The following is a 25,250-nucleotide window of genomic DNA, read 5'->3' on the forward strand; positions in this document are numbered from 1 at the left end:
GTCCACCCTTCCGCCCATCCGCCCATCCGCCCATCCGTCCGCGAAGCGAACCACCCCCGACGGGCGCGGGATCTGCTCCATCCGGCGGTCCGGCGGACGCCCGGTGCGGGGTGGGTATGCGGACCGTGCGCGGCGTGACGGCCGACCGCACCGCCGCGTCCCTACCTTCGTACCGTGAGCCTCTCGCGTATCTCCGTCCTCGCGCCCCTGGTCGCGGCCGCCCTGATCGCACCTCTGCCGCCCCCCGCCGACGCGGCCGAGTCCCCCGGCCCCGTACCGCTGCCGGGCCCGGCCCACCCGGCCACCTCCCCCGCGCCGGCCCCGACGGCGTCCCCGTACCTGCCATCGGCCACGCCCTCGTCTCCGCTCCCAGCACCATCCCCGTCCCCGGCCCCGGCCCCGGCCGTGCCCGCCTGTGGCCGGACGGACGGTCAGGGCGCCCCCGGGACCTCCTGGTCCCCGACCTCCACCCGCTTCGGCGAGGCGGAGGGGTACGACCCGTACGTCGGCAACGGCTATCTCGGCCACCGGGTCCCCGCCACCGGCGCCGGATACGCGGCCACCGGTGAGAAGACCGGCTGGCCGCTCTACACACCGCGCTACGACGGCGCGTTCGTCTCCGGGCTCTACGCGCGGGACAAAGGCGTCACCGAGGGCCGCGAGGTGATCGCCGCGCTGCCGAGCTGGACCGGCATCGACGTGGGCGTCGGCAAGGAGACCCTCGGCACGGACACCCCGACCGGCCGGATCTCGCACTACCGCCAGACGGTCTTCCTCTCCTGCGGCCTCGTCCGCACCTCGCTGCGCTGGACGACCGCGGACGGCCGGGCGACCGACCTCGCCTACGACGTCCTGGCCGACCGCTCCGACGTCCACACCGGAGCCGTACGCCTGCGGATGACCCCGCGCTGGAGCGGCACCGCGACCGTCACCGGCCGGCTCGACGCCCGGGGCGCGCGCCGGATCACGCTGCGCGAGGACGGCACGTTCCGCACGCTCGGCACCGGCATCGAGGGGGCCGTGGCGCAGGCGATGCGGCGCGGCTCGGGCGTCGTCGAGACGCTGCGGCCGGACGCCCGTACGTCCCCGAGGCAGACCCCGGTCCGCGCGGGCCGGACGTACACCTTCGAGAAGTACGTCGGCGTCGACACCGCCCTGACCTCCCGCACCCCGGCCGAGGACGCCCGTGAGGCGGCGCACCGGGCGGCGCGGCGCGGCTGGGACCGGGTCTTCGCGGCGAACGAGGCCGCCTGGCGCGAGGCCTGGTCCGCCGATGTGCTGGTCCCCGGCAGCCCCGACCTCCAGCGCTGGCTGCGCTCGGCGCAGTACGGGCTGCTGGCGAGCACCCGGCGAGGCTCCTCGGACAGCATCGCCCCGGCTGGTCTGACCAGCGACAACTACGCGGGCCTGGTGTTCTGGGACGCGGAGACGTGGATGTTCCCGGGGCTGCTGGCCACCCGCCCGGAGCTGGCGCGCTCGGTCGTCGAGTACCGCTACCGCACCCGGGACGCGGCCCGCGCGAACGCCGAGAAGCTGGGCCACGACGGCCTGTTCTACGCCTGGACGAGCGCGAGCCGGGGCCGGCTGGACTCCGAGTGCCACAGCGTGGACCCGCCGCACTGCGTGACCCAGAACCACCTCCAGGGCGATGTCTCGCTCGCCGTCTGGCAGTACTACCTGGCCACCGGGGACCGCGACTGGCTGGCGGCGAGGGGCTGGCCGCTCCTGCGCGGCATCGCCGACTTCTGGCAGTCCCGCGCCACGGCGAACGCGGACGGCAGCTACTCCATCACCGACGTGGCGGGCCCCGACGAGTACAGCAACGGCGTGGACGACGGCGTCTTCACCAACGCGGTCGCCGCCACAGCCCTCCGCAACGCGACCCGCGCCGCCCAACTCCTGGGCCACCGCCCGCCGTCCGGCTGGAACCGGGTGGCGGACGGCCTGCGCATCCCGTACGACGCGGAGAAGAAGGTCTTCCTCCAGTACGCGGGCTACAACGGCTCCACGATCAAGCAGGCGGACACGGTGCTGCTGACGTACCCGCTGGAGTGGCCGATGGAGCCGGGCGCGTCGGCGGCCACCCTGGACTACTACGCGGCGCGCACCGATCCGGACGGCCCGGCGATGACGGACTCGGTGCACGCGATCGACGCGGCGGAGATCGGTGAGCCGGGCTGCTCGGCGTACACGTATCTCCAGCGTGCGGTACGGCCGTTTCTGCGGGGCCCGTACGACCTGTTCTCCGAGGCGCGGGGCGAGAAGTCGGGTGCCGAGGACCCGCTGTCGGGCTTCCCGGCCGAGGACTTCCTGACCGGGAAGGGCGGCTTCCTCCAGGTGTTCACGCACGGCCTGACGGGCCTGCGCCTCCGTGAGGACGGCGTGCGCCTGGACCCGACGCTGCCGCCCCAGCTGCGTGAGGGCGTCACGCTGAAGGGCCTGCGGTACCGGGACGCGGCGTACGAGGTCGAGATCGGCCCCCGGACGACCACGGTCCGCCTGACCTCGGGCACCCCGTTCACGGTCCACACGACACAGGGCCCGCGCAGGTTGTCCTCGTCCCTCACGCTTCCCACCCGTCGCCCCGACCTGACCCCGACGGCCGACGCGGCGCGCTGCCGCCCGGTGACGGCGACGTCCGAGGCCCCGGGCCTGTACGCGGAGGCGGCGGTGGACGGGGCCCCGGCGACGTCCTGGTCCCCGGACGGCGCGACGGGTTCCCTGACGGTCGACCTGGGTACCAGGCCCCTCCGGCTCGCCTCCGTGACCCCGGTCTGGAGCGACGTACCGCCCGCTTCCCACACGTTGGAGACCTCCCTCGACGGCCGCTTCTGGCGCCCCTACCTGGCGGGCGACACGGCACGCAAGGTCCGGGTGACGGTGGCCTCGGAGGACCCGGAGAAGCCGGCGGGGATCGCGGAGCTGCGGGTGGAGACGGGAGGACGGTAGAACGTGCCCGGCGGCCGGGTCCTGGCTCTCACCTCCAGAACGCCACCTGGCCGCCCCGCCCCTGGCTCACCTCACTTCACCACCTCCAGGATCGTCGCCGTGCCGCCGGGGACGGCGTTCTCGTACAGCGTGATCCGGTCGCCCGGGACGAGGTGGGTCCACCGGGCGGGGTTCAGCGGCAGGAGACGTACAGGGGCGCGGGCGCCGGGCTCCAGCTCCCGCGCGAACTCGACCCACACCCGGGCGATGTCCAGCGCGGGCACACTGCCGTCCCCCCGCTCACCGGTGTCCCACATCGGCCGCAGCACCCCGCCGCCGGGAATCGGGGTGCGCCGGGGCCCTTCGCCGGCGGGGAGGAGGGTGAGATCGGCCCGGATGACGCCGGAACGCGTCTCCGTCTCCCGCCACCGGCACCACTCCCGGCTCCGCTCGAACCCCATCGCCCCGGCCGCGCGCGCCAGTTCGTCCCAGAAGCCCTCCGGCGCGGTCCACGCGTCGCCGTCGCCCAGCTCCTGAAGCAGGTCGAGAGCCACCTCCCACTCGTCGTGCGCGAGGTGGTCCCAGACATCGGAGACGGAGATGTCGTTGTCGGTGGCGACGCTCTCCGGCACCAGCAGCGACGCGGCTTCGAGGATCCCGACGACGTCCATACGCCGATTGTCCGCTCGATCAGTCGATGGTCCGCTCAATCACCGGACACCGACCCCCGGCCCCGTTGCCAGATGTCTGCCCCGACTCAGTCGCCGGACGTCTGCCCCCGTCCCGGCAGCCGCGTCTCTCCCGCGGCCGCGGCCTCGGCCTTCGCGTCGCTCACCGCGGCGGCGGCCTCCTTCGCGGCCTCGCCGGCGGCGGCGACGGCATCCAGCGCGAGCGTCGAGTTCGGCTCGATCTCCGGAACCCCGACGTTGTCCTTGTCGCTGTCCGCGACATCGGCGGCCGCACCCTCGCGCTGCGCGGAGGGGGGCGCTCCCGTGGCCGCCGACTGGTCGCCGAACGCGGTGGTGACCGTACGGATCGCCTCGGTCAGCTCGCCCGGGATGACCCAGAACGTGTTGTTGTCGCTCTGTGCCAGATGCGGCAGCGTCTCCAGATACTTGTAGGCCAGGACCTTCGCGTCGGCGTTGTTGCGGTGGACGGCCTGGAAGACGAGCTCCACCGCCTTCGACTCACCGTCCGCCCGCAGGATCATGGCCTGCTGGGTACCCTGCGCCTCCAGGATGTCCTTCTGCTTCGTACCCTCGGCGGTGAGGATCTTGGCCTGCCGCTCACCCTCGGCGTGCAGGATGGCCGCGCGCTTGTCACGCTCGGCCCGCATCTGCTTCTCCATCGCCTCTTTGATGGTGTTCGGCGGATCGATGGCCTTGATCTCGACCCGGTTGACCCGGATGCCCCACTTCCCGGTGGCTTCGTCGAGGACGGCACGGAGGCGGGCGTTGATCTCCTCACGCGAGGTGAGCGTCCCCTCCAGGTCCATGGAGCCGATGACGTTACGCAGGGTCGTCACGGTGAGCTGGTCGATGGCGTGCAGATAATCGGCGACCTCGTAGGCCGCCGCGCGCGGGTCGGTGATCTGGTAATAGAGCACGGTGTCGATGTTGACCACGAGGTTGTCCTCGGTGATCACCGGCTTGGGTTCGGACGAATACACCTGCTCCCGCACGTCGAGCTTGGTGTTGACGCGGTCCGCCACCGGCAGGACGAAATTCAGACCGGGTTGCAGAGTCCGGCGATACCGGCCGAACCGCTCGATGTTGAAGCGGCGCGCCTGCGGAACGATCCGCACGGTGGCGGCCACGAGAAAGACCACGACAAGCGCCGCCAGAAGAATCGTGATGACGACCGGGTCCATGCTTCCTCCTTCGCTGCGTGTTCAGTCGTTCACGGAAGGAGCTCGCGGGGATACACGACTGCTGTAGCGCCTTCGATCTCCATGACGTCCACCAGCGCTCCGACCGGGATCACATGGCTTTCGTCGAGGGCGCGAGCGGTCCATTCCTCACCGGAGACCTTGATCAGCCCGTGGGTCGCGGTGACCTCCTGCATGACTTCCGCCCGCTTTCCGATCAGCGCATCGGTGCCCTCGTGCGTCAAGGGCGCCTGCGCCATGTGGCGCAGCGCGACAGGACGTACGAGAGCGAGACCCGCGACCGCCGTCAGTCCGAGCGCCACGAGCTGGCCGAGCAGACCGACGCCCACTCCGGCCACGACGGCAGCGACCAGCGCCGCTCCGGCCAGCAACCCGAAAACCAGCGTCAGAGTGAAGAACTCCGCGGCGCCGAGCGCCGCGGCGGCGAGCAGCCATGCGAACCACGGCATCGAATCAGCCTCCCCAAGGGGACTTACTTGACCTCCTACCCCTTCAGACCCCGGACGGAACCGTTCGGCCTGCCCGATCTACGATCGGAGGGGGAGAGAGCGTGATGCGGTGGACACGGGGGGTGACACGCATGGCTTCCTCCGCCCCTCCGTACCCTCCACCCCTCTCCATGCTCTCCGCCCTCCCGTGCCCGAGAAGGAACAACCATGACCGGACGACGACGGACGAAGGTGGCAGGGGCGGCGCTCGTCCTGGCACTCACGACGGGCGGACTGATCTGGGGCTTCGGTCTCCGGGGCGACGGCTCGGGCACGACCCCCGCCGACACCTGCCGGGGAGCGCTGGCGACCGAGGAGGCCGGCAAGTTCTTCGGCGGAGCGGAACTGGAGTTCCGCGGCAACACCGGGGAATGGATGGGCCACGAGACCGAGTACTGCAGGGCGTGGGCCGGCGGCAAGGAACCCGGTGGCGTAGCGCTCGAACTGTCCATCCGTCCGGCGGCGGCCCATCGCGCCAGCGGCGCGGCGGAGAGGACCACGGCAGCACCGATCGGATTCGGCTGGAACGGCTCGTTCGACGCCGGATACAACCCCTCGGCCGCCGTGCTCGTCGACTGCGCGCCGCTGCCCGGCAAGGGCCTCCTCGTCATGGCCGACGTACCCGAGGACATCAGGGAGCTCTCCGCCGAGCAGATCCGTGGACTGGCCCGTTTCACCACCGAGTCGGCGCGCCGGGCGGCGGAGCGCTTCGGTTGCGAAGGGGCGCTCGGGAAGCGCCCCTCGACCGTGGACCGCACCGAATGGCAGAAGAGCCCCGTCGCCCGGACGGATGGAACCTGCCGCGGAGTCGTCAGCGCGCAGGACATCGCCCGGCTGCGGCTCACGACGGCTTCGGAGATGCCGGCCGGCCGCGCGCTCACCGAGGAGTGCTCCTTGGAGCTGCCGGCCAAGAGCCACAGCATCCGCCTGACCGCGTATTACGGCCCTTCCGCCCAGTAGGAGATGTACCTGGACAAGCGCTACCCCGGCAGTGTGAAGGGCGCGATCATGCGGCCACACCCCTGCAAGGGCGCTCTGGGCACGGCGTACTTCAAGTTCGAGGAGTTGCCGATGCGGGACGCCGAGAAGGGCGTGCGAAGCACGGTCCGCACCGAGGACGGACACCGGCTGCTGACGGCGTTCGCCACCGCTTCGGGAGCTCGGCACGGATGCCCGGTGGCCTGAGCGAACCGGGTCCGTCAGCGCTTTCGGTAGGACACGTCCAGGGTGGGGATCTCGACGGATGGATGCAGGGTGACGCCATCGACCGGCTTGACCTGGGCGGCGACCAGATCGAGCACGGCGTCCGCGAGGCGGATCTTGGTCGCGTCGGTGCGGCCGTGGAGCAGGCGGATCTCGATGTGCAGGATGGCGTGTCCCGTGGTCGCGTCGCCGGCGACGAAGTCCTCGACCCGGCGGAAGCGGGTCTTGCAGGCCTCGAGTCGGGCGTCGACGGTGGACACGACGACCGGGTGGAGGGCGAGCGCGAAGGCCTGCCGGTCGAAGGCGGTATCGAGCGTTCCGGAGTAGTCGACGGTGATCTGCGGCATGGCAGGCAACTCCTCGAAGAGCAATGCGGGTTGGAGCGTCCGTTGGTACGGACGGAACGGTAGCCGACCACGCGGCGAGTAGCCTCGGCTTTCCGACGAGCTTCGAGTACGGAGGTCAAGGCTGTGCGCAGCGCGCGTGTGACACCCGGTGGTGACCGGATTCGGTGGGTCGAACTGCCGGGCGCGGACCCCTCTCGCGTCTATGTGCACGGGCTCGGCGCCACATCGCCCGCCTACTTCGCGGAGAGCGCGGTCCACCCTCTGCTGGCGGGGCGCCGCTCCCTGCTGATCGACATGCTCGGCTTCGGCATCAGCGACCGCCCGGTCGACTTCACCTACACACTGGAGGCGCACGCCGACGCGCTCGCCTCGGCGTTGGAGGCCGCCGGTGTGGCGGGGGCCGAGCTGATCGCGCACAGCATGGGCGGCTCGGTGGCCATCGTCCTGGCCACCCGCCACCCGCACCTGGTCTCCCGGCTCGTTCTGGTGGACGCCAATCTCGACCCGATCGCCCCCGCCCCGGGCCCGGGGAGCGCGGGCATCGCCCACTTCACGGAGGAAGAGTTCCTGGCGGGCGGCTGGCAGGAGGTACGCGATGCCGCCGGCGCCCATTGGTGGTCCACGATGCGCCTGGCCGGCCTCGAAGCGCTGCACCGCAGCGCGGTGCACCTCGTGCGCGGCACGGATCCGTCGCTGCGAACGCTGCTTGCGGAACTGAAGATCCCGCGCACGTACATGCTGCCCGAGAGCAGCGGCCCTCTCCCCGGTGCCGAGCCGCTGGAGGCGACAGGCGTGACGGTGGTGCCGATCCCCGACTGCGGGCACAACATCATGCTGGACAACCCGGAGGCGTTCGCCCGCGCCACCGCGAACGCGCTCGCGGGTTAGCCGGCCAGGGGCGGCTCCCCGGCCCCCGGCCCCCATTCCCTCCGGGCAGCACACAGCGCACGGATCAGCCCTTCCGGGTCAGCCCTTCCGGCTCAGCCCTTCCGGCTCAGCAGGACCAGCGGAATCCGCCGCTCGGTCCCGGCCTGGTAGTCGGCGAACGCCTGCACCTCGGCGGACGCCTCGGCGAAGAGACGGTCGTGCTCCTCGCCGAGCGGCACCTCGCGGGCGACGGCGGAGTAGGTCTCGTCACCGGTCTCGACGGTCACCCGCGGGTTGGTCCTGATGTTGTGGAACCAGGCGGGGTGAGTGTCCGCACCGCCATTGCTGCCGAAGATCAAGAGGCTGTCGTCCGCCTGCCGGAAGCAGAGCGTGGGCACCGTGCGGGCGAGGCCGGACTTGGCGCCCCTGGTGGTGAGCAGGATGAGCGCCGCCCCCTCGAAGGGGCCCCCGACCTTTCCACCGTTCTCCCGGAACTGCTGGATGACCTGAAGGTTGTACGCGCCCGGGGCGTCCTCGGCGGGGGCGGTGGGTGCGGGGTCGAACTGCGCTGAGCTCATGGGGACTTCCTCTCCGTCGGGGATGCGGGGAACTGTTCGGCGTGGTGTGCGCCGAGCCTAAACGGAGAATCTTCCACTTATCAAGGGTTGCCTCACGAGCGGCCCGAGCCGCCCGATCGGCCGAACTATGCTCTCGGCCATGCCCTCCGCAACCCCCGAACGCGCCGACGCGGCGCGCAACCGTCACCGCATCCTCACCGCCGCGGCCCGCATGGTGGCGGCGGGAGGCGTGGAGCGGCTCGCGCTGGACGAGGTGGCCAGGGCCGCCGACGTCGGCGTGGGTACGGTCTACCGGCGCTTCGGGGACCGCGCGGGGCTGGTCTTCGCCCTGCTGGAGGAGCAGGACGAGCGCTTCCGGGCCCGGGTCACGGCCGGTCCACCGCCGCTGGGGCCGCAGGCCTGCCCGGCGGAGCGGCTCCGCGCCTTCCTCCACGCGCTCGTCGACCTCTCGGTGGAACAACGGCAGTTGCTGCTGCTCGCCGAATCGAGTTCGCCCGCCGCGCGTTACCGCAACGCCTCGTACGCCTTCCAGCACGCGCACGCGAGCGCCCTGGTGGCCGAGCTGCGCCCGGACGCGGACGCGCCGTACCTGGCGGACGCGCTGCTCGCCCCCTTCACACCCGGTCTGGTCGACCACCAGCTGCGCGCGGCCGGATTCTCCCCGGAGCGGATCAAGGACGGACTCGACCAGTTGCTGCACGGGCTGCTGCCGCCCGACGCCGGCTGACCCGTTCCCCGCACGGAAGACAGGGTGCGGGACGACGAGGCTGGAGACCGAGGATCCGACGGCCGCTGAATATAATGAACATCAGTTCATCCCGTGGAGGCGGTCGTGCGGCAACCAGAACAGAATCGGGCCTTGCGCGAGGCCACGCGCCAGGCGATCGAGGTCGCCGCGATCCGCATCTTCGCCAGGCATGGATTCGCCGCATCGAGCATCCGGTACATCGCGGACGAGGCCGGTCTCAGCGTCGGATCGATCTACCGGCACTACGCGAGCAAGGAAGCACTCTTCGATGACCTGCTCAAGCAGGCCTCAGCCGGTCTCGCAGCGGCATCCGAGGTGCTCTCGAGCGACGGAGACCCACTCGCCCTGGCACGCGGCTTCACCCGTGACTTTCTCGCCGACCTCGCCAGCGGCGAAGGCGCGGCCGAGTTCTTTCTCGTGATCAACCAAGGCTTCCTGACGGACACACCGGCCGGAACGGCGGCACGGCTGGCGGCCGGCCAGCGCTCGTTGTGGGACGCCTTCGCCGATCTCGTGCGCCGCGGACAAGCAGCCGGGCAATTCGCAGCGGGCGACCCGGCCCAGCTGACCGCCTACTACTTCGCGATGCTGTCCGGTCTGGCGAGCATGCGGCTGGTCATCCAGGACTCTTTGACCGACTCGGGCGTCGACCTCGTGCTTCGCCTCCTGACGACAGAAGGACACACGTGATCGAGATCAGACGCGGCGACGAACTGGGCGAGAGCTTCCGTCGGGGCGTCACCGAGGTCCTCGTCCACGGATTCGCCGAGGACTTCGCATACTTCTCGAAAGATCCGAAGGTCCTGGCAGACGCCTTCGAGCACATGGTCATCCTCGAGCGCTTCCATGTGGCGCTGGTCGACGGGAAACCGGCGGCGATCGCGACCGTGACGGAAGGCGATCAGGAGTGCTTCGATCCCAGCCGCCGCGAATTCCAGCACGCGCTGGGAGGCCGGCACGGACTGATCAGCTATCTCATCGTCCGGAGCCAGTTCCTCGGGGCATACGACGGCGCACGGCCCGGCCTGGCAGAGATCGGCTTCGTGACCACCGCGCCGCAGAACCAGGGGAAAGGCGTCGCGACGGCCCTCATGAAGCATCTGCTGCGGTTGCCGTACGACGAATTCGTGCTCCGCGACATCAAGGATACGAACGCCCCTGCGCTGGCGCTGTACCGCAAGCTCGGATTCCGTGAGTCACACACGCGTCGGGTGAAGTTCGCCAAGCGTGCCGGGTTTTCGGCATATGTATCGATGAGCCTCAGACCCGGAAAGTAGCGCAGGGCGTCCACGACTGCGGTCACCGAGACCAAGGGAGACCTGCTCGTTCGAGGCGGCGATAGGGACGTACTCGTAGCGGATGTCCGATCCCACCGCTTGCGGAGAAAACCGCCTGGGTCGATCTCAAGCTCCAACTCCGGTCGACTGCGCGATCGTTGGCCCGATGAGAGCGCGCACCCCAGTGAGATAGGCTTTTACTGCTGCGCACCTTCCCGGAGGGTACGAGGCGGAGTCCACGGACCAGTCCACTGGCCGTGAGTGACGGATGGAGCGGATGCCCGGTAGGGCGGTCCTACCATTCCGAACTCACACCATGGAGTGGGCCTTTATGGAACCGGTCGAGTACAAGCCTGCGCGTCGTCCCTGGATCCGCAAGATCCTGGCCGGCGTCACCGTGAGCGTGGTCTCCAACCTCGTGTGGGAGGCACTGACGGTGGCAGCGCGCCACCTCATCTGAGGCAGGCATGTGGCGGGCCCGGAGAGCCCGCCACTCTTCAGTCTGCCTGGCTTCAGCCTTACGGCAAGTGCCCCCTCAGAAGAGCAGTTCCTGCCCGGGAGGGGTGGCATGCCCCTTCCTCTTCGGGCTGGGGCGATGTGGAACCCGTGCCTCGGAGGAGAGGCTGTCCCGCGTGGGCCGCAGGCCGTGTATCTGCACGTCACCTACGCAGCTTTTGAGGTATGCCTGTGTCTCCTCATCCGTGGAGTACAGCACCGTCGCCCGGCTCGCCCTGGTCATGAGCACGTGGTACGCGTGCCGAACACACCGCGCGAACTCCTCCGCTTTCTCCTTCTCGCTTCCCGTCCCCTCACGGAGCTTCATGTCGAACGAACCGGGCACCTTGACACGCTTGACCCCGCTTTCCGCATCCTCACGCCACTGCCCCTTGCGGTAGACCCAGCGGTCGCCACGTCTCACCATGTCCTCGCCAAGGATTACCCCGCACCAGTCCCACTCGAGGCCCTGAGCCGTGTAAACGCAGCCGATCTGGTTGATGCCATACGGGTGCACCGACCATTTCGTGGACGGGGGCACCGATCCGTCCTCGCGGAAGGAGTCGCCCTTGGCGTTCCACGGTCGGTGCCAGTCACCGATCCGCACGTCTGCCTCCAGGCGCGCGGCCTTCCCCCGGCCCACCGGCTCGGTCCACGGCCAGCAGAAGCCGGCCACCATGCGAGCCGTCGCTCCCGCCGCCGCCTCCGCCCTGATGATGTACTCGAGTTGCTCCGGACTGTCCGCGACCTCGACATGCATCAAGCCGTCGGGGGCCCACTCGGTGGTTCCTTCCTCGATGTCGAGGACAGCCCGCACCCAGCGGATGTAGGCGTCGCTGCCCCCGCACCGCCATTCCTCCCTGAGTCCGTAGCGGAGCGGAGTGATCCCCCGCGCTCTTGCGGCTTCCTCAATCAGGCTCACCGTTCCGACTTCCTTGGGTCGCACGGACTGGCTCTCGTCGAGAAAGAACACAGTGAGGCGGGAGGCATCGAGCAGATCATCCACCTGGGGCTGCTTGCCCGACTTCTCCTCTCGCTGGTACATGTCGATGGTTCGCTCCCTCAGGCGATGTGCCTCGTCGCAGATCAGGACGTCCAAGGGAGGGTCCGGAGGGGTCACGAAGGAACTGAAGTAGGCGAACCTCTCCTTGAACTCCTTGTCGGTGTAGCCCACCTGCTCTTGGAGCGCCCCGTTGAACGCACGGCTGCCGCTGGCGTACTTCACCGTGCGTCCGGCTGCCTCAAAATCGGCTCTGAGCTGCAGACCCACCGCACTCTTTCCGGTACCCGCACCACCCGTCACGATGAACACGGCTCTTTCGTCGCCCTGCGGCGGAGCGGGCCGATCGGGATCGCCGAGAACCAGAGTGGCCCGTTCCAGAACGCTTGCCGCCACCTTCTTCTGCTGTCCGCGCAGAGTGAACACCGTGTCCTCCCCGCGAGACCGGATCATCGCGTCGAGAAGCGGTGTATTACGCAGGTTCATGGACGTGAGGAGACGCTCGGCCTCGGAGGCCGCGCCGGTCTCCGCGAAGTGTTTCCGCAGGTCTCTGAGGAGCACATCGCGGCTGTCGCGCGTGTACACACGCTCATAGGCTCCCGTCGGCGCCAACGTATCGAGCAGCGGCCGAACGGAGTCATCGGTGGCATTGTGCAGATACGCGAATCCGCCGCATTCAACCGTGCTGCCACGCAGCGGGCCCTGGTCTCCGGTGAACAACTGGTAGGTGTTCCTGAGTTGCAGAGCAGGGTGCTTCTTAGGACTTTTGAATCCCGGCACATTCACGAGCTGCGCGGTGGCGGACTCCACTCGCGTCACCATTGACCATCGCTTCAGCTCGACGAGTTGGTACGACGGCAGCCCCTCCGTCGGGTGTCGGCCCACGAGCACGACGTCGATGAGGGACGGCTCGCCCTTCTTCGGTTCGTCGACCGTCGCCGCGCATTCGACGACCATCTCGACGTTGCCCCGCTCCGCTTCGACGAGGTCTTCCGCCAACTCGATCAGGCTCTCGGCCCACGCCTCCCGTTCGGAATCGGACACATCGCGCCCTCGGAAGTACCGATATCTGGCGGCGAGATGCGGCACCATCCGCCGCCTTGAGTTCAGAGTGAGCAGGTCCTGCGCGGACAGCCTCAGCAAGAGCATCGACACGAGGTGGTTCCCCCAGGGCACGAGTAACTCGTGCGGGTGGGGGCGTGTCCTCGTGCGGAGGAAGCCCGTCGGGCCGCAATGGGTAAAAGGTGATCTTAGAGAGCAACGCAGCTCACGCGAACTCCTCCCGCCGACTCATGGCATGTCGGCGGCAAGTTGGCGAGAAGCCGGCGGCTCAGTCCGGTCGCTTACGCCGTGACAGTCACGCGCCGTCTGGCACCCACCAGGTCTCGTAGCCTCTCCTGCGTCTCCCGATCAGTGGAGTAGACGACGGTGCCGACCATTCCCCGCGTCAATAGCACCTTGTACGTGTTGCGGATCAGGCGATCCACATCGGCGTCCGGTGTCGAGCGCTTGAATACCGGGTCCTTGGACGCCGTGCGGTCCGTCACCCATCGGTCGCCGCGCCACACCAGGTCGGGGCCGATGATGACGCCGGACCAGTCGTACTCGAAGCCCTGGGCGGTGTAGACGCAACCAATCTGACCGAAGCCCGCCGGGTCCGTGGCCCACAGAGCGGACGGCGGTGCGCCGGAGACAGAGCGGTCGCCGCGCAGGTTCCAGGGGCGTGCCCAGGCGCCGATCCTCACGTCTGCCGGAAGGGGCTGTCCCGGTTTGGGTTCCGGGGACCACTGCCAGCAGTAGCCGGCTGACATGCGGGCGCTGTAGCGCTGGCCGCAGCGGCCGTCCAGGAAGCTTTCCATCTCTTCCGGGCTGTCGGCCAACAGGAGTTGCATGCGATCATCCGGGTCCCACATCACCGGGCCGCCGGGCTCCAGGCCCAGAAGCCGCACCACCCAGCGCAAGTAGGCATCGCTACCGCCGCAGCGGAACTGGCTTTCCAGCCTTACGACGGTGCAGTTCAGCCTCCTGCGTGCGGCCGCGGCCCGAATGTCTTCCACCGTGCCCATCTCGCCCGGGCGCACGACCTGGTGCTCGTCGAGCAAGAAGACGGGCACTTTGGCCACGTCCATCAGTTCGTCAATCTGCTGCTTGCCGGTCCGGCGTGCTGCCGGCGTGTACCGGTTGGCGGATGTCTCACGGATGCGGTGGGCCTCATCACAGACCAGTACGTCGAGGCTGTTCTTCTCCGTCGTCATGAAGCTGTTGAAGTACTTGAAGAGATCCTGAACTTCGCGCTTCCTGGCACCCGCGACCTTGCGCATCGTCTTGGTGAAGGACTGGGACCCGGTCGCGTGCAGAGCGGGGATGCCTCGCCGGTACAACTCGCCGAGCAGGGAGAGCGCGATGACGCTCTTGCCGGTGCCAGGACCACCGGTGATGACCACGACCTCCTTGTGATCGGCCTGCTGGGCTTTGCGTACCGCGTTGAGGACCGTGCGGTAAGCGACCTGCTGTTCGTCGAGGAGCACGAACTGCTCCCTCTCACGGACTTCCTGTGCTGCGACCGCCATCAGTTGCTTCGAGGGGACCGTCTTGCCCGCCAGCAGCCCGTCAGCGGCTGCGGCGCCCGGATGCTCAGGGCTGAGCCGGGCACGAAGGTAGTCGATGAACCCACCCCGGGTGCCGCCCGCGAACAACTGCCCCCACTGTTCGGACTCGATCTCGCGCAGTACGGCCACATCGAGCTCGGTGGCGTTATGCAGGAAGGCCACTCCCCCGACCCTCTCCGCGTGGCCGGCGACAGCGCCGTTGAAGTTGACGAGGTACTCGCAGTAGCGGCGTACCTGCTCGATGGGGTTGAGGACCGGCTGAGAATAGGAAGAGACGTGGCAGAGGACCGGGTCGTCCTCGTCCGGGACCACATCGCTCCACTGCTTGAGCTCCACCACCACATAGGAGGGGTCGCCGGTGCGTGGGTGGACACCGGCGAGAACCGCGTCGGCTCGCTTGCTGTTCATCGGAAGCGTGTACTCGAGCATGACCTCGACGTCGCCGAGTCCCGCGTCATTGAGCGCGGCGGTCAGCTCAGGGATGCTCCGCTCCCAGGACCGCGCCTCCGACGGGTTGGGCTGATAGCCATGCATGTGGGTGAATTGCTCGGTGAGGTGAAGATAGAGCGAACTGTCGAGCGCCATGGCGGCGACCGTTTTCGCAGACGCGCGGAACAACAAGGACTTCCCCCGGGCAGCACGAAATTGCTCGTGCGGGTGGGGGCATGTCCTTCGAGACTCCACGGGGTGGAGCGGAAGCCCGTCGGGCCGCGTTGACGATGTGTTCGAGGGTACCTGGCGGAATTGACTGTCGTACCGGTGCCCGCATCGGCGGCCGCACGCGTGGCGCTGAGGCCCAGATTCGCAACTCGCCGGCACAGCCGGAACGCACCCGGGCGTTTTCCATCCCAGGGAGCAGGACTCCTGAACTGCGGGAATCTGGAACGGCGGCCGAGTCGGGCTCGACAAAGGGTCCGACTCGGAAGAGTCGGACCCTTTCTGACCTGCATGTTCACTAGATTACCGAAGTGGTGAGAATTCACCCACTACACGTTGAAGCGGAACTCCACCACGTCGCCGTCCTGCATGACGTAGTCCTTGCCCTCCATGCGGGCCTTGCCCTTGGCGCGGGCCTCGGCGACCGAGCCGGTCTCCACCAGGTCGTCGAAGGAGATGATCTCCGCCTTGATGAAGCCCTTCTGGAAGTCGGTGTGGATCACACCGGCCGCCTCCGGGGCCGTGGCGCCCTTCTTGATGGTCCAGGCGCGGGCTTCCTTCGGGCCTGCCGTGAGGTAGGTCTGGAGGCCCAGGGTCTCGAAGCCGACGCGGCCGAGGGTGGCGAGGCCGGGCTCTTCCTGGCCCATGGACTGGAGCAGTTCGAGGGCCTCGTCGTCGTCGAGCTCGATCAGCTCGGACTCGATCTTGGCGTTCAGGAAGATCGCCTCGGCGGGGGCGACCAGGGCGCGCTGTTCGTTCTTGAAGTCCTCGTCGACCAGTTCGTCCTCGTCGACGTTGAAGACGTACAGGAACGGCTTGACGGTGAGCAGGTGCAGCTCGTGGAGGAGCCGGCCCTTCTCGGTGGACGCCGTGATGCCCGCGGCGAACAGGGTCTGGCCGGACTCCAGGATCTTCTGGGCCTCCTCGACCGCGGCGAGGACCGCGACCTTCTCCTTCTGGAGGCGGGACTCCTTCGTCAGGCGCGGGACGGCCTTCTCGACGGACTGGAGGTCGGCGAGGATCAGCTCGGTGTTGATCGTCTCGATGTCGTCCTTCGGCGAGACCTTGCCGTCGACGTGGACGACGTTCTCGTCCTTGAAGGCCCGGATGACCTGGCAGATCGCGTCGGACTCGCGGATGTTCGCGAGGAACTTGTTGCCCAGGCCCTCACCCTCCGAAGCACCCCGGACGATGCCGGCGATGTCGACGAAGTCCACCGTCGCCGGGAGGAGCCGCTGGGAGGTGAAGATCTCCGCGAGCTTGTTCAGGCGCGGGTCCGGGACGCCGACCACGCCGACGTTCGGCTCGATCGTGGCAAACGGGTAGTTGGCCGCCAGCACGTCGTTCTTGGTCAGGGCGTTGAACAGGGTCGACTTGCCGACATTCGGCAGACCGACGATTCCGATCGTGAGCGACACTTTGGCGACTTCCTGGAGTGAGGAGGGGGTCAGGGGCGTCCGGGTCCGGCTCGGCTGTTCGGGCCGGGTCCCGGAGTGGACCGATTCTCCAGTTTACGGGCCGGGCCGGTGGGACCGGACAGTGCGGTTTACGGGTCCCACCCGTCGGCCCGGGCCGTGCGGTACGCGGGACCCTTCCGCCCGTCCGAACAGTGCTGCTTTCGGCCGTGTGACATCGAACGCAACCCCAAGGTCGGCCAAAGCGCGTGTCCAACGCCTGATTCCCCGCCCCCCGCGACCTACGTTGTGCGGGTGGAGCAGCACAGGACACGTCCCCCGCAGCGCAGGCAGCCCCCGCAGGCCGCGCCCGCCCCGCCCGCGCCGGGTGGTTCTCCCGGTGAGAGTTCCGCCGTGTACCGGGTGCGGGTGCGCAGCGTGCCGCCCGTGGTCCTCGCGCTGCGGCGGTTTCCCAACCCCCGGCTCACCGGGATCGGGGCCGGGCTGTTCGCCGCCCTCACCATGTTCGTGCTCGCCTGCGTCGACCGGCTGCTGTTCGACGGCTCGGAGCTCGTCTACGGGCTGCTCTTCCTGCCCGTCAGCGCTCTGACCGCCCTCTGGGTCCGGCCCGCCGACCTGGTCACCGCGCCGATCAGCGTGCCCATCGCCTTCGCCGTCGGGGTGTTCCCGATCTCCGGGGGGTCCGAGGGGGTCGGCGGGCAGATCATGGGGCTCGTCACCGCCCTCGCCGTGCACGCCGGCTGGTTGTACGGCGGGACGCTGATCGCGGGCCTCATCGCCTCCGTACGCAAGGTGCGGCAGATGCGGGCCCGGCGGCGCTATGTGCTGGCCCAGGGGGCTCAAGGGTCTCAGGGGCGTGGTGCCGCCCCCAGGCGGGCGCCCCGGGCCGCCGCCGCCTCCGCCGCGGCCGCGAAGCCCGTACGGGCCGCGGCGGGCGCTGCTGCCCGGCGTCCTCAGCGGCCCTGAGCCCGTCTGTCGCGCTCCGTCACCTGTGCTGATGTGCTGATGTGCTGACACGTGCGCCGAGCCCGTATGAGCCGTTCAGCTCTTGCTCTGTTCCGTGCCCGCCGCCGCCATCGCCGCTCCCACGATGCCCGCGTTGTTCTGGAGCTGTGCGGGGACCATCTCGGCCCGGACCTTCTCGATCAGCGGCAGGAACTTCTCCGCCTTGCGGCTCACGCCGCCGCCGATGATGAACAGCTCGGGCGAGAACAGCATCTCCACGTGCAGCAGGTACTTCTGGACCCGGTGCGCCCAGTGCTGCCAGCTGAGGTCCTCGTCCTCCTTGGCCTTCGTGGAGGCGTGCTTCTCCGCGTCGTGGCCGTGCAGCTCCAGGTGGCCCAGCTCGGTGTTGGGGACGAGCCGGCCGTCGGTGAAGACCGCGCTGCCGATGCCCGTACCGAACGTCAGCACGATGACCGTGCCCGTACGGCCCTTGCCCGCGCCGAAGGTCATCTCGGCGATCCCGGCCGCGTCCGCGTCGTTCAGGATGGTGACGGGCTGACCGATCCGTTCGCCCAGCAGGGTGCGGGCGTCCGTGTCGACCCACCCCTTGTCGACATTGGCCGCGGTGCGGGTGATGCCGTCCGTGACGACCCCGGGGAAGGTGATGCCGACAGGGCCCGACCAGTCGAAATGGCCTACGACCTCGGCAACGCCGTCGGCCACGCCCTTCGGCGTGGCCGGATGCGGTGTCAGTACTTTGTGGCGCTCCCGCGCCAGGTCTCCGCGGTCCAGGTCCACGGGAGCACCCTTGATCCCTGACCCGCCGATGTCCACACCGAAGATCTCCATGGAACCCACGGTACGGGCAGGCCGAGCCCCTTGCGCGGCTACTCGGCGGAAAGGGCGGCGGCCTCGGCGCGCAGGTCGCGGCGGAGCTCCTTGGGGAGGGAGAAGGTGATCGACTCGTCGGCCGTCTTCACCGTCTCCACGTCCCCGTAACCCCGCTCCCCGAGCCATTCCAGGACCTCGTCGACCAGAACGTCGGGGACGGAGGCCCCGGAGGTCAGGCCGACCGTGGTCACGCCCTCCAGCCAGGCCTCGTCGATCTCGCTCGCGAAGTCGACCAGGTGGGCGGCGGGGGCTCCGGCGTCCAGGGCAACCTCGACCATGCGAATGGAGTTCGAGGAGTTCTTGGAGCCGACCACGATGACCAGTTCGGCGTCCTCGGCGAGCTTCTTCACCGCGATCTGGCGGTTCTGCGTGGCGTAGCAGATGTCGTCGCTGGGCGGCGAGAGGAGGTTGGGGAACTTCGCCTTGATGGCGTCGACCGTCTCCATCGTCTCGTCGACGGACAGGGTGGTCTGGGAGAGCCAGACGACCTTCGACTCGTCGCGGACCTCGACGTTCGCGACGTCCTCGGGGCCGTCGACCAGGGTGATGTGCTCGGGGGCCTCGCCGGAGGTGCCGATGACCTCCTCGTGACCCTCATGGCCGATCAGGAGGATGTCGTAGTCCTCCTTGGCGTACCGGACGGCTTCCTTGTGGACCTTGGTGACCAGCGGGCAGGTCGCGTCGATGGTGGCGAGCTTCCGCTCGGCGGCCTCCGCGTGGACGGTGGGCGCGACTCCGTGCGCGGAGAACATCACGATGGAGCCCTCGGGCACCTCCGCGGTGACGTCCACGAAGATCGCACCCTTCTTCTCCAGGGTCTGCACGACGTACTTGTTGTGCACGATCTCGTGGCGGACATAGATCGGGGCCCCGTACTGCTCCAGGGCCTTCTCGACGGCGATCACGGCACGGTCCACGCCCGCGCAGTAGCCACGGGGTGCGGCGAGCAGGACACGGCGGGCAGGAGTAGCAGTCATGCGTCCCATCGTAAGGCCGTGCCGAACGGGCGCGCGGACCGTCGGGTCGGGAGACTGGTCGCGGTGCGCGTGTGAAGTGTGGCGGACGGTGATGGAGGGCGATGGTGTCGGTGTCGGGGAGCGGTTCGGGCGGCGGTTCGGGCAGGGGTTCCGGTCGCGGTAGTGGGTCCGGTAGCGGCAGTGGGTCCGGTAGCAGTGCCGAGCCGGGCAGGCTGCGGCGGACGCTGGGGTTCCGGGATCTGGTCGTCTACGGGCTGCTCTTCATCGCCCCGATGGCGCCCGTCGGCGTGTTCGGCACGCTCGACGCGAAGTCCGACGGCGCGGTCGCTCTCGTCTATGTCGTCGCCACCGTCGTCATGGCGTTCACCGCCTTCAGTTACGCCCAGATGGTGCGGGTCGCCCCCTTCGCCGGTTCGGTCTTCACGTATGCCCGCAAGGGGCTCGGGGAAGGGCCGGGGTTCATCGCCGGGTGGATGGCCATGCTCGACTACCTCCTGATCCCGGCCGTCGCCTATCTCTTCTCCGGGATCGCGATGAACGCGCTGGTCCCTGAGGTCTCGCGGTGGGTGTGGACCGCGATCGCCGTCCTGATCACCACGCTGCTCAATCTGTGGGGCGTACGGGCGGCCGCCCGGGTCGGTTTCGCGGTGCTGGCCATGGAGATCGTGGTGCTGCTGGTCTTCGTCGTCTCGGCCGTGGTCGTCCTCGTACGGGACGGGGCGCAACGCGGCTGGCTGACGCCGCTGACGGGGGACACCGTGTTCTCCATGTCGGCGGTGCTGGGGGCCGTGTCGATCGCCGTGCTCTCCTATCTGGGCTTCGACGCCATCGCCTCGTTCGCCGAGGAGGTGACGGGCGGCTCGCAGAAGGTGGCGCGGGCGGTGCTGTTCTGCCTGGTGCTGGCCGGTGTCCTGTTCGTCGCGCAGTCGTACCTGGCGGCGCTGCTGGAGCCGGTGAGCTCGGCGGAGCTGGCGGCCGACCCCGCGGCGCAGGGGTCGGCGTTCTACGACGCGGTGGATGCCTCGGTGGGGACCTGGCTGCACGATCTGGTGGCGGTCAGCAAGGCGATCGGCGCCGCGTTCGCCGCGCTGGCGGGGCAGGCCGCCGCCGGGCGGCTCGTCTTCGCGATGGCCCGGGAGCGGCGTCTGCCGCCGTTCCTCGCGAAGGTCGACCCGAAGTCGGGCGTGCCGCGGGTGGCGATCCTGTGCGCGGCGGTCGTGACGCTGGTGGCCGCCGTGTGGGCGGCCCGGCGCGACGACGGCCTGGACCATCTGGTGTCCGTGGTGGACATCGGGGCCCTGACGGCGTTCATCCTGCTGCACGCGTCGGTGGTCGGCTGGTTCGTCGTACGCCGGATGGCGGGGCCCCCGGTGTGGTGGCGGCACGTCCTCGTCCCGGTGGTCGGCGCGGGGGTGCTGGTCGCGGTCATCGTGGAGGCGACGACGTCCTCCCAGGTCGTGGGCCTCTGCTGGCTCGGGGTGGGGCTCGTGGTGCTGGCGGTGCAGGGGACGGGCCGCCGGGGTGGGGTGGCGGGCCCGGGCGGCATGGGCGGGTGAGTCCTCGGGTTCCCTGCCGTCCTGCGCGGGGCGGGGGTCCTGTCGGTGGCTGCCGATACGCTCGCCCGTATGGCTCTCAACACGTCCGCGGAAGCGCCGCTGCCCGTAGGTGAGGTGTCCCGGCTCATCGGCGGGTGGATCGACCGGCTCGGCGCCATCTGGGTGGAGGGGCAGATCACCCAGCTGTCGCGGCGGCCGGGGGCCGGTGTCGTCTTCCTGACGCTGCGCGATCCGTCCCACGACATCTCGGTGAGCGTGACCTGTTTCCGGCAGGTCTTCGACCGGATCGCCGATGTGGTGACGGAGGGCGCGCGCGTCGTCGTGCTGGCCAAGCCCGAGTGGTACGCGCCCCGGGGGCAGCTGTCGCTGCGGGCGACGGACATACGGCCGGTCGGGATCGGCGAGTTGCTCGTACGGCTGGAGCAGCTCAAGAAGTCGCTCGCCGCCGAGGGGCTGTTCGCCCTGGACCGCAAGAAGCCGCTGCCCTTCCTCCCGCAGCTCATCGGGCTCGTCTGCGGCCGCGCCTCCGCCGCCGAGCGCGATGTCCTGGAGAACGCCCGCCGCCGGTGGCCCGCCGTGCGCTTCGAGGTCCGCAACACCGCCGTGCAGGGGGTGAACGCGGTCGCCCAGGTGGTGCAGGCGGTCGAGGAGCTGGACGCGCTGGACGAGGTCGACGTGATCGTGGTGGCCCGGGGCGGCGGCAGCGTCGAGGATCTGCTGCCGTTCTCCGACGAGCAGCTGATCCGGACCGTGGCCGCCTGCCGTACGCCGGTGGTCTCCGCGATCGGCCACGAGCCCGACTCGCCGCTGCTGGACCTGGTCGCCGATCTGCGTGCCTCCACACCGACGGACGCGGCCAAGAAGGTCGTCCCCGACGTGGGCGAGGAGCTGGAGCGGGTGCAGCAGTTGCGGGACCGGGCGCTGCGGACCGTACGGGGGCTGCTGGACCGCGAGGAGCGGGGGCTGGCGCACGCGCTGGGCCGCCCCGCGATGGAGCGGCCGCAGCGGCTGGTGGACGAGCGCGAGGCCGAGGTGGACGCGCTCATCGGGCGCAGCCGCCGGGTGCTGGGCCATCTGCTGGACCGGGCCGACTCGGAGCTGTCGCACACGCTCGCCCGGGTCGTCTCGCTGTCGCCCGCCGCGACCCTGGAGCGGGGGTACGCGGTGCTCCAGCGGCCCGACGGGCATGTGGTGCGCTCCCCCGACGAGGCCGGTGCGCCCGGCGAGCCGCTGCGGGCGCGGGTGTCGGAGGGCGAGTTCACGGTACGGGTGGACGGGGCCGGGGACGGGTGAGCCGGCCGACCGGCGGCCGGGGCCGTGCCCACGATGACGTAACAGCTCACATTTAGGGTGGATCACATGACGGACGACGGTACGGCGGCGACTGCCGCCGCCACGGGCACGCTCGGGTACGAGCAGGCGCGCGACGAGCTGATCGAGGTCGTGCGCCGGCTGGAGGCGGGCGGCACGACGCTGGAGGAGTCACTGGCCCTGTGGGAGCGGGGCGAGGAGCTGGCGAAGGTCTGCCGGCACTGGCTGGAGGGCGCCCGCGCCCGGCTGGACGCGGCCCTGGCCCGCCCGGAGGACGCCGACGAGGGCTGAGCCGGGCCCTCGCGCGAAGTAGCTGCACTGTGCAACCGATGTGCAATGGATCACTCATGGCCCTGTTTAGTTGAAAGTTAACCTATCTCTGGCGTACCTTCGGACTCTCCCCACTGCGTACGTTCGGAAGGTTTGCACCAGATGTCCCTCGTTCTCGACCCCGCCGCCCAGGACCTCCTCTTCCGCGAGGCCCGCACCGCCAACACCTTCACCGACGAGCCGGTGACCGACGAGCAGGTCCAGGCGATCTACGACCTGGTGAAGTTCGGCCCGACCGCCTTCAACCAGTCGCCGCTGCGCGTCGTCCTGGTCCGCTCCGCCGAGGGTCGTGAGCGCCTGGTGCAGCACATGGCCGAGGGCAACCGCCCGAAGACCGCCACCGCGCCGCTCGTCGCGATCCTGGCCGCCGACAACGAGTTCCACGAGGAGCTCCCGGCGCTGCTCCCGCACTTCCCGCAGGCCAAGGACATGTTCTTCTCGGAGCGCCCGGTCCGTGAGTCGGCCGCCGGTCTCAACGCCGCGCTGCAGGCCGCCTACTTCATCATCGGCGTCCGCGCCGCCGGCCTGGCCGCCGGCCCGATGACCGGCTACGACGCCGCGGGCATCCAGAAGGAGTTCCTGGACGACGACCACGCCCCGCTGATGGTCGTCAACATCGGCAAGCCGGGCGAGGACGCCTGGTTCCCGCGCAGCCCGCGCCTCTCCTTCGACGAGGTCGTCACGACCGTCTGAGCCGGTACGGCCGAGCCGCACCGCTCCCGTCCTACGCGAAGGGGCCCCGGAACATCACGTGTTCCGGGGCCCCTTCGCGTAGGGCTGCGTAGGGCTCGCGTCGGGCTCGCGCCGGGCTCGCGCCGGGCGGGTCCGTCCGTGCGGGCCGCGCGTCAGGAAGCCGGCTTCGCGGGCGGCGGCGTCGTCTTCAGTGCGGCGGCCATCTCCACCAGGCTCGCCTTCGGCGCCGAGCCGGTCACCACCGTGGTGTGACCCTTCTCCGGCAGGACGAGCGCGTCGTACTTGTCGCCCTCCCAGTACTGCCACTCGCGGCCCGCCACCGTCTCGGTCCGCCCGGTGTCCTTGGCCTTCTGACTGACCTCGGGGACGTACGTGCCCGCGGCGGCGGTGGACTGCTCGACCGCGACGTACCTGCGGTCCGGGTCGAGGAAGCCCAGGTGCCAGGCGTCGCCCGCGGCGTCGTCGTAGCTGACGGAGGTCGCCTTCCACTTCTCCGGCAGGCCCTCAGGCGCGGCCACCGGGTAGGGGGCGGCCGTCCGCACCGTCGCCAGCTCCACGGTGAAGTCGACGGCCTTGAGCGGATCGGCGTGCTCGTCCTTCGGGATGAAGAGATAGATGACGCCCGCGCAGGCGGCGATCACCAAGGTCGACAGGATCATGTCCCGGACTGTCTGCTTGCCTCGCTTGCTTGCCACGGGATCCATGGTGGCACGCGGCCTGACACGCCCGGCCGCAGGGTGCCGGTCACGGCCACGACGCCGGGGGCGCTCATGCGTGACCCGCTCTGCTCATTTTATCGACCTACCGATAGAGTCACAGCACCCTCATATCCGGTCGTCGCCGTACAGAAAGGTGCGCTCCGATGTCCGAGCATCATCTGCCGTCCCAACTGGAGGTCTCCCCGGAGGCCCCCGACCGCAACCTGGCCCTGGAGTTGGTCCGGGTCACCGAGGCCGCCGCCATGGCTGCCGGGCGCTGGGTGGGCCGCGGCGACAAGATCGGCGCCGACGGCGCCGCCGTGAAGGCCATGCGGACCCTCGTCTCGACCGTCTCGATGAACGGCGTCGTCGTCATCGGCGAGGGCGAGAAGGACGAAGCCCCCATGCTGTTCAACGGCGAACGGGTCGGCGACGGCACCGGCGCCGAGGTCGACATCGCGGTCGACCCGATCGACGGCACCACACTCAACGCCAAGGGCATGCCGAACGCCATCGCGGTGCTGGCGGCGGCCGACCGCGGCGCGATGTTCGACCCGTCCGCGGTCTTCTACATGGACAAGCTGGTCACGGGGCCCGAGGCGGCGGACTTCGTCGACATCAACGCGCCCGTGTCGGTGAACATCCGGCGCGTGGCCCGGGCGAAGAACTCCACGCCCGAGGACGTCACCGTCGTCATCCTCGACCGCCCCCGGCACGAGGGCATCGTCAAGGAGATCCGCGAGACCGGCGCGCGGATCAAGTTCATCTCCGACGGCGATGTCGCGGGCTCGATCATGGCGGCCCGCGAGGGCACCGGCGTCGACCTGCTGATGGGCATCGGCGGGACGCCCGAAGGCATCATCTCGGCGTGCGCCATAAAGTGCCTCGGCGGCGTCATCCAGGGCAAGCTCTGGCCCAAGGACGCGGCGGAGCGGCAGCGGGCGCTGGACGCGGGCCACGATCTGGACCGGGTGCTGTCGACCGACGACCTGGTCAGCGGCGACAACGTGTTCTTCGTGGCGACGGGGATCACCGACGGTGAGCTGATGCGCGGTGTGCGGTACCGCGCGGAGACGGCGACCACCGAGTCGATCGTGATGCGGTCCAAGTCCGGCACCATCCGGACGATCTCCTCGACCCACCGGCTGTCGAAGCTGCGCGCCTACAGCGCGATCGACTTCGACCGCGCGAAGTAGCCGCCGGCCGGGGCGCGTAGAGCGAACGGAGGGGGTGGGGGGGGGGGCGCCGCCCGGGGCCCCCCCCCCCCCCCCCCCCCGCCGGGGGGGGGGGGGGCCCCCCCCGGGGGGGGGGGGGGCCGCCGCCCGCGCGGGGCGGCGCGGGGGCCCCCG

At 69.8% G+C, this 25,250-nt stretch carries 25 protein-coding genes; 14 read left to right on the forward strand and 11 right to left on the reverse strand.

All coding sequences use genetic code 11. The features are described 5' to 3' along the window. Positions 1–174: 174 nt before the first annotated feature. Positions 175–2,949, forward strand: a complete 2,775-nt coding sequence (locus tag ACIQPT_RS33975) for a glycosyl hydrolase family 65 protein (RefSeq protein WP_401161682.1) — start codon at positions 175–177, stop codon at positions 2,947–2,949. Between the two features lie 71 nt (positions 2,950–3,020). On the opposite strand, the gene ACIQPT_RS33980 is transcribed toward ACIQPT_RS33975, so the two are convergent. From ACIQPT_RS33980 to ACIQPT_RS33990, 3 genes are all read right to left on the reverse strand, one after another. Next, on the reverse strand, positions 3,021–3,599 hold the full coding sequence (locus tag ACIQPT_RS33980) for a hypothetical protein (RefSeq protein ID WP_401161683.1): 579 nt from the start codon (positions 3,597–3,599) through the stop codon (positions 3,021–3,023). A gap of 86 nt (positions 3,600–3,685) precedes the next feature. Beyond that, the gene (locus ACIQPT_RS33985) at positions 3,686–4,798 is read right to left on the reverse strand and encodes an SPFH domain-containing protein (RefSeq protein WP_401161685.1); all 1,113 of its coding nucleotides are present in this window, start codon (positions 4,796–4,798) and stop codon (positions 3,686–3,688) included. 29 nt (positions 4,799–4,827) lie between these two features. Then, a complete protein-coding gene (locus tag ACIQPT_RS33990) occupies positions 4,828–5,265 on the reverse strand; it encodes an NfeD family protein (RefSeq protein WP_401161687.1) in 438 nt (145 codons plus the stop codon). A 207-nt stretch (positions 5,266–5,472) separates the two neighbouring features. Between ACIQPT_RS33990 and ACIQPT_RS33995 the strand changes: the two genes are divergently transcribed. Both ACIQPT_RS33995 and ACIQPT_RS34000 read left to right on the forward strand, forming a co-directional pair. Then, the gene (locus ACIQPT_RS33995) at positions 5,473–6,264 is read left to right on the forward strand and encodes a hypothetical protein (protein WP_401161689.1); all 792 of its coding nucleotides are present in this window, start codon (positions 5,473–5,475) and stop codon (positions 6,262–6,264) included. A gap of 3 nt (positions 6,265–6,267) precedes the next feature. Continuing rightward, positions 6,268–6,489: a hypothetical protein gene (locus ACIQPT_RS34000; protein WP_401161691.1), complete on the forward strand. Its 222-nt coding sequence runs from the start codon at positions 6,268–6,270 to the stop codon at positions 6,487–6,489. Between the two features lie 14 nt (positions 6,490–6,503). Here ACIQPT_RS34000 and ACIQPT_RS34005 read toward each other — a convergent pair whose 3' ends face one another. Continuing rightward, complete coding sequence (locus ACIQPT_RS34005; RefSeq protein WP_401161693.1) at positions 6,504–6,854, reverse strand: 5-carboxymethyl-2-hydroxymuconate Delta-isomerase; 351 nt, start codon at positions 6,852–6,854, stop codon at positions 6,504–6,506. A gap of 123 nt (positions 6,855–6,977) precedes the next feature. On the opposite strand from ACIQPT_RS34005, the gene ACIQPT_RS34010 reads away from it, so the two are divergent. Beyond that, on the forward strand, positions 6,978–7,742 hold the full coding sequence (locus ACIQPT_RS34010; RefSeq protein WP_401161695.1) for an alpha/beta fold hydrolase: 765 nt from the start codon (positions 6,978–6,980) through the stop codon (positions 7,740–7,742). Positions 7,743–7,834: 92 nt separating this feature from the next. Here ACIQPT_RS34010 and ACIQPT_RS34015 read toward each other — a convergent pair whose 3' ends face one another. Continuing rightward, positions 7,835–8,299 (reverse strand): nitroreductase family deazaflavin-dependent oxidoreductase, encoded by a 465-nt coding sequence (locus tag ACIQPT_RS34015; RefSeq protein ID WP_401161697.1) that lies wholly within the window; start codon positions 8,297–8,299, stop codon positions 7,835–7,837. 139 nt (positions 8,300–8,438) lie between these two features. Here ACIQPT_RS34015 and ACIQPT_RS34020 point away from each other — a divergent pair, with 139 nt between their 5' ends. The 4 genes from ACIQPT_RS34020 (at position 8,439) to ACIQPT_RS34035 (ending at position 10,784) form a co-directional block, all read left to right on the forward strand. Next, entirely contained in the window at positions 8,439–9,026 is a 588-nt protein-coding gene (locus tag ACIQPT_RS34020; protein ID WP_401161699.1) for a TetR/AcrR family transcriptional regulator, read from the forward strand. Between the two features lie 132 nt (positions 9,027–9,158). Next, on the forward strand, positions 9,159–9,737 hold the full coding sequence (locus ACIQPT_RS34025) for a TetR/AcrR family transcriptional regulator (RefSeq protein ID WP_401161701.1): 579 nt from the start codon (positions 9,159–9,161) through the stop codon (positions 9,735–9,737). After that, a complete protein-coding gene (locus ACIQPT_RS34030) occupies positions 9,734–10,324 on the forward strand; it encodes a GNAT family N-acetyltransferase (protein ID WP_401161703.1) in 591 nt (196 codons plus the stop codon). Before ACIQPT_RS34025 ends, ACIQPT_RS34030 begins: the two co-directional genes overlap by 4 nt. A 316-nt stretch (positions 10,325–10,640) precedes the next feature. Further along, a complete protein-coding gene (locus tag ACIQPT_RS34035; protein ID WP_401161704.1) occupies positions 10,641–10,784 on the forward strand; it encodes a DUF6408 family protein in 144 nt (47 codons plus the stop codon). A gap of 75 nt (positions 10,785–10,859) precedes the next feature. On the opposite strand, the gene ACIQPT_RS34040 is transcribed toward ACIQPT_RS34035, so the two are convergent. The 3 genes from ACIQPT_RS34040 to ychF all read right to left on the reverse strand — a co-directional run bounded on the left by ACIQPT_RS34040 (position 10,860) and on the right by ychF (position 16,503). After that, positions 10,860–12,968, reverse strand: coding sequence for a DUF2075 domain-containing protein (locus ACIQPT_RS34040; protein ID WP_401161728.1), 2,109 nt, complete (start codon positions 12,966–12,968; stop codon positions 10,860–10,862). Positions 12,969–13,162: 194 nt separating this feature from the next. Then, a complete protein-coding gene (locus tag ACIQPT_RS34045; protein WP_401161706.1) occupies positions 13,163–15,049 on the reverse strand; it encodes a DUF2075 domain-containing protein in 1,887 nt (628 codons plus the stop codon). Between the two features lie 365 nt (positions 15,050–15,414). After that, positions 15,415–16,503 carry a redox-regulated ATPase YchF gene (gene ychF / locus ACIQPT_RS34050; RefSeq protein WP_401161707.1) on the reverse strand — a complete coding sequence of 363 codons (1,089 nt, stop codon included), beginning with the start codon at positions 16,501–16,503 and terminating at the stop codon, positions 15,415–15,417. A 390-nt stretch (positions 16,504–16,893) separates the two neighbouring features. Here ychF and ACIQPT_RS34055 point away from each other — a divergent pair, with 390 nt between their 5' ends. Continuing rightward, positions 16,894–17,466, forward strand: coding sequence for a DUF6542 domain-containing protein (locus tag ACIQPT_RS34055; protein WP_401161730.1), 573 nt, complete (start codon positions 16,894–16,896; stop codon positions 17,464–17,466). A gap of 75 nt (positions 17,467–17,541) precedes the next feature. On the opposite strand, the gene ppgK is transcribed toward ACIQPT_RS34055, so the two are convergent. Further along, positions 17,542–18,294, reverse strand: coding sequence for a polyphosphate--glucose phosphotransferase (ppgK, locus tag ACIQPT_RS34060; protein WP_401161709.1), 753 nt, complete (start codon positions 18,292–18,294; stop codon positions 17,542–17,544). Between the two features lie 38 nt (positions 18,295–18,332). Continuing rightward, a complete protein-coding gene (locus tag ACIQPT_RS34065) occupies positions 18,333–19,322 on the reverse strand; it encodes a 4-hydroxy-3-methylbut-2-enyl diphosphate reductase (RefSeq protein WP_401161710.1) in 990 nt (329 codons plus the stop codon). A gap of 92 nt (positions 19,323–19,414) precedes the next feature. Between ACIQPT_RS34065 and ACIQPT_RS34070 the strand changes: the two genes are divergently transcribed. From ACIQPT_RS34070 to ACIQPT_RS34085, 4 genes are all read left to right on the forward strand, one after another. Beyond that, positions 19,415–20,869, forward strand: a complete 1,455-nt coding sequence (locus ACIQPT_RS34070; protein ID WP_401161711.1) for an APC family permease — start codon at positions 19,415–19,417, stop codon at positions 20,867–20,869. A 69-nt stretch (positions 20,870–20,938) separates the two neighbouring features. After that, positions 20,939–22,162, forward strand: a complete 1,224-nt coding sequence (xseA, locus tag ACIQPT_RS34075) for an exodeoxyribonuclease VII large subunit (protein ID WP_401161713.1) — start codon at positions 20,939–20,941, stop codon at positions 22,160–22,162. A 66-nt stretch (positions 22,163–22,228) separates the two neighbouring features. Then, positions 22,229–22,471 (forward strand): exodeoxyribonuclease VII small subunit, encoded by a 243-nt coding sequence (locus tag ACIQPT_RS34080; protein WP_401161714.1) that lies wholly within the window; start codon positions 22,229–22,231, stop codon positions 22,469–22,471. A gap of 141 nt (positions 22,472–22,612) precedes the next feature. Next, entirely contained in the window at positions 22,613–23,203 is a 591-nt protein-coding gene (locus ACIQPT_RS34085) for a malonic semialdehyde reductase (RefSeq protein ID WP_401161716.1), read from the forward strand. A 152-nt stretch (positions 23,204–23,355) separates the two neighbouring features. On the opposite strand, the gene ACIQPT_RS34090 is transcribed toward ACIQPT_RS34085, so the two are convergent. Continuing rightward, on the reverse strand, positions 23,356–23,907 hold the full coding sequence (locus ACIQPT_RS34090; RefSeq protein WP_401161718.1) for a DUF4245 domain-containing protein: 552 nt from the start codon (positions 23,905–23,907) through the stop codon (positions 23,356–23,358). Positions 23,908–24,065: 158 nt separating this feature from the next. On the opposite strand from ACIQPT_RS34090, the gene glpX reads away from it, so the two are divergent. After that, positions 24,066–25,097: a class II fructose-bisphosphatase gene (gene glpX / locus ACIQPT_RS34095; RefSeq protein ID WP_401161720.1), complete on the forward strand. Its 1,032-nt coding sequence runs from the start codon at positions 24,066–24,068 to the stop codon at positions 25,095–25,097. Positions 25,098–25,250: the final 153 nt, after the last annotated feature.

It is taken from the genome of Streptomyces sp. NPDC091289 (assembly GCF_044757365.1).
GTDB lineage: Bacteria > Actinomycetota > Actinomycetes > Streptomycetales > Streptomycetaceae > Streptomyces.

Bases quoted from the DNA above. Each gene is read 5' to 3' on its own strand.
- ACIQPT_RS34000 (WP_401161691.1), top strand. From the start codon at position 6,268: ATGTACCTGGACAAGCGCTACCCCGGCAGTGTGAAGGGCGCGATCATG.
- ACIQPT_RS34065 (WP_401161710.1), bottom strand. From the start codon at position 19,322: ATGGGACGCATGACTGCTACTCCTGCCCGCCGTGTCCTGCTCGCCGCA.
- ACIQPT_RS33985 (WP_401161685.1), bottom strand. From the start codon at position 4,798: ATGGACCCGGTCGTCATCACGATTCTTCTGGCGGCGCTTGTCGTGGTC.
- ACIQPT_RS34005 (WP_401161693.1), bottom strand. From the start codon at position 6,854: ATGCCGCAGATCACCGTCGACTACTCCGGAACGCTCGATACCGCCTTC.
- ACIQPT_RS34085 (WP_401161716.1), top strand. From the start codon at position 22,613: ATGTCCCTCGTTCTCGACCCCGCCGCCCAGGACCTCCTCTTCCGCGAG.
- ACIQPT_RS34035 (WP_401161704.1), top strand. From the start codon at position 10,641: ATGGAGTGGGCCTTTATGGAACCGGTCGAGTACAAGCCTGCGCGTCGT.
- ACIQPT_RS33995 (WP_401161689.1), top strand. From the start codon at position 5,473: ATGACCGGACGACGACGGACGAAGGTGGCAGGGGCGGCGCTCGTCCTG.
- ACIQPT_RS34015 (WP_401161697.1), bottom strand. From the start codon at position 8,299: ATGAGCTCAGCGCAGTTCGACCCCGCACCCACCGCCCCCGCCGAGGAC.
- ACIQPT_RS34040 (WP_401161728.1), bottom strand. From the start codon at position 12,968: ATGCTCTTGCTGAGGCTGTCCGCGCAGGACCTGCTCACTCTGAACTCA.
- ACIQPT_RS33980 (WP_401161683.1), bottom strand. From the start codon at position 3,599: ATGGACGTCGTCGGGATCCTCGAAGCCGCGTCGCTGCTGGTGCCGGAG.
- glpX (WP_401161720.1), top strand. From the start codon at position 24,066: ATGTCCGAGCATCATCTGCCGTCCCAACTGGAGGTCTCCCCGGAGGCC.
- ACIQPT_RS34080 (WP_401161714.1), top strand. From the start codon at position 22,229: ATGACGGACGACGGTACGGCGGCGACTGCCGCCGCCACGGGCACGCTC.
- ACIQPT_RS34070 (WP_401161711.1), top strand. From the start codon at position 19,415: ATGGTGTCGGTGTCGGGGAGCGGTTCGGGCGGCGGTTCGGGCAGGGGT.
- ACIQPT_RS34020 (WP_401161699.1), top strand. From the start codon at position 8,439: ATGCCCTCCGCAACCCCCGAACGCGCCGACGCGGCGCGCAACCGTCAC.
- ACIQPT_RS33990 (WP_401161687.1), bottom strand. From the start codon at position 5,265: ATGCCGTGGTTCGCATGGCTGCTCGCCGCCGCGGCGCTCGGCGCCGCG.
- ppgK (WP_401161709.1), bottom strand. From the start codon at position 18,294: ATGGAGATCTTCGGTGTGGACATCGGCGGGTCAGGGATCAAGGGTGCT.
- xseA (WP_401161713.1), top strand. From the start codon at position 20,939: ATGGCTCTCAACACGTCCGCGGAAGCGCCGCTGCCCGTAGGTGAGGTG.
- ACIQPT_RS34090 (WP_401161718.1), bottom strand. From the start codon at position 23,907: ATGGATCCCGTGGCAAGCAAGCGAGGCAAGCAGACAGTCCGGGACATG.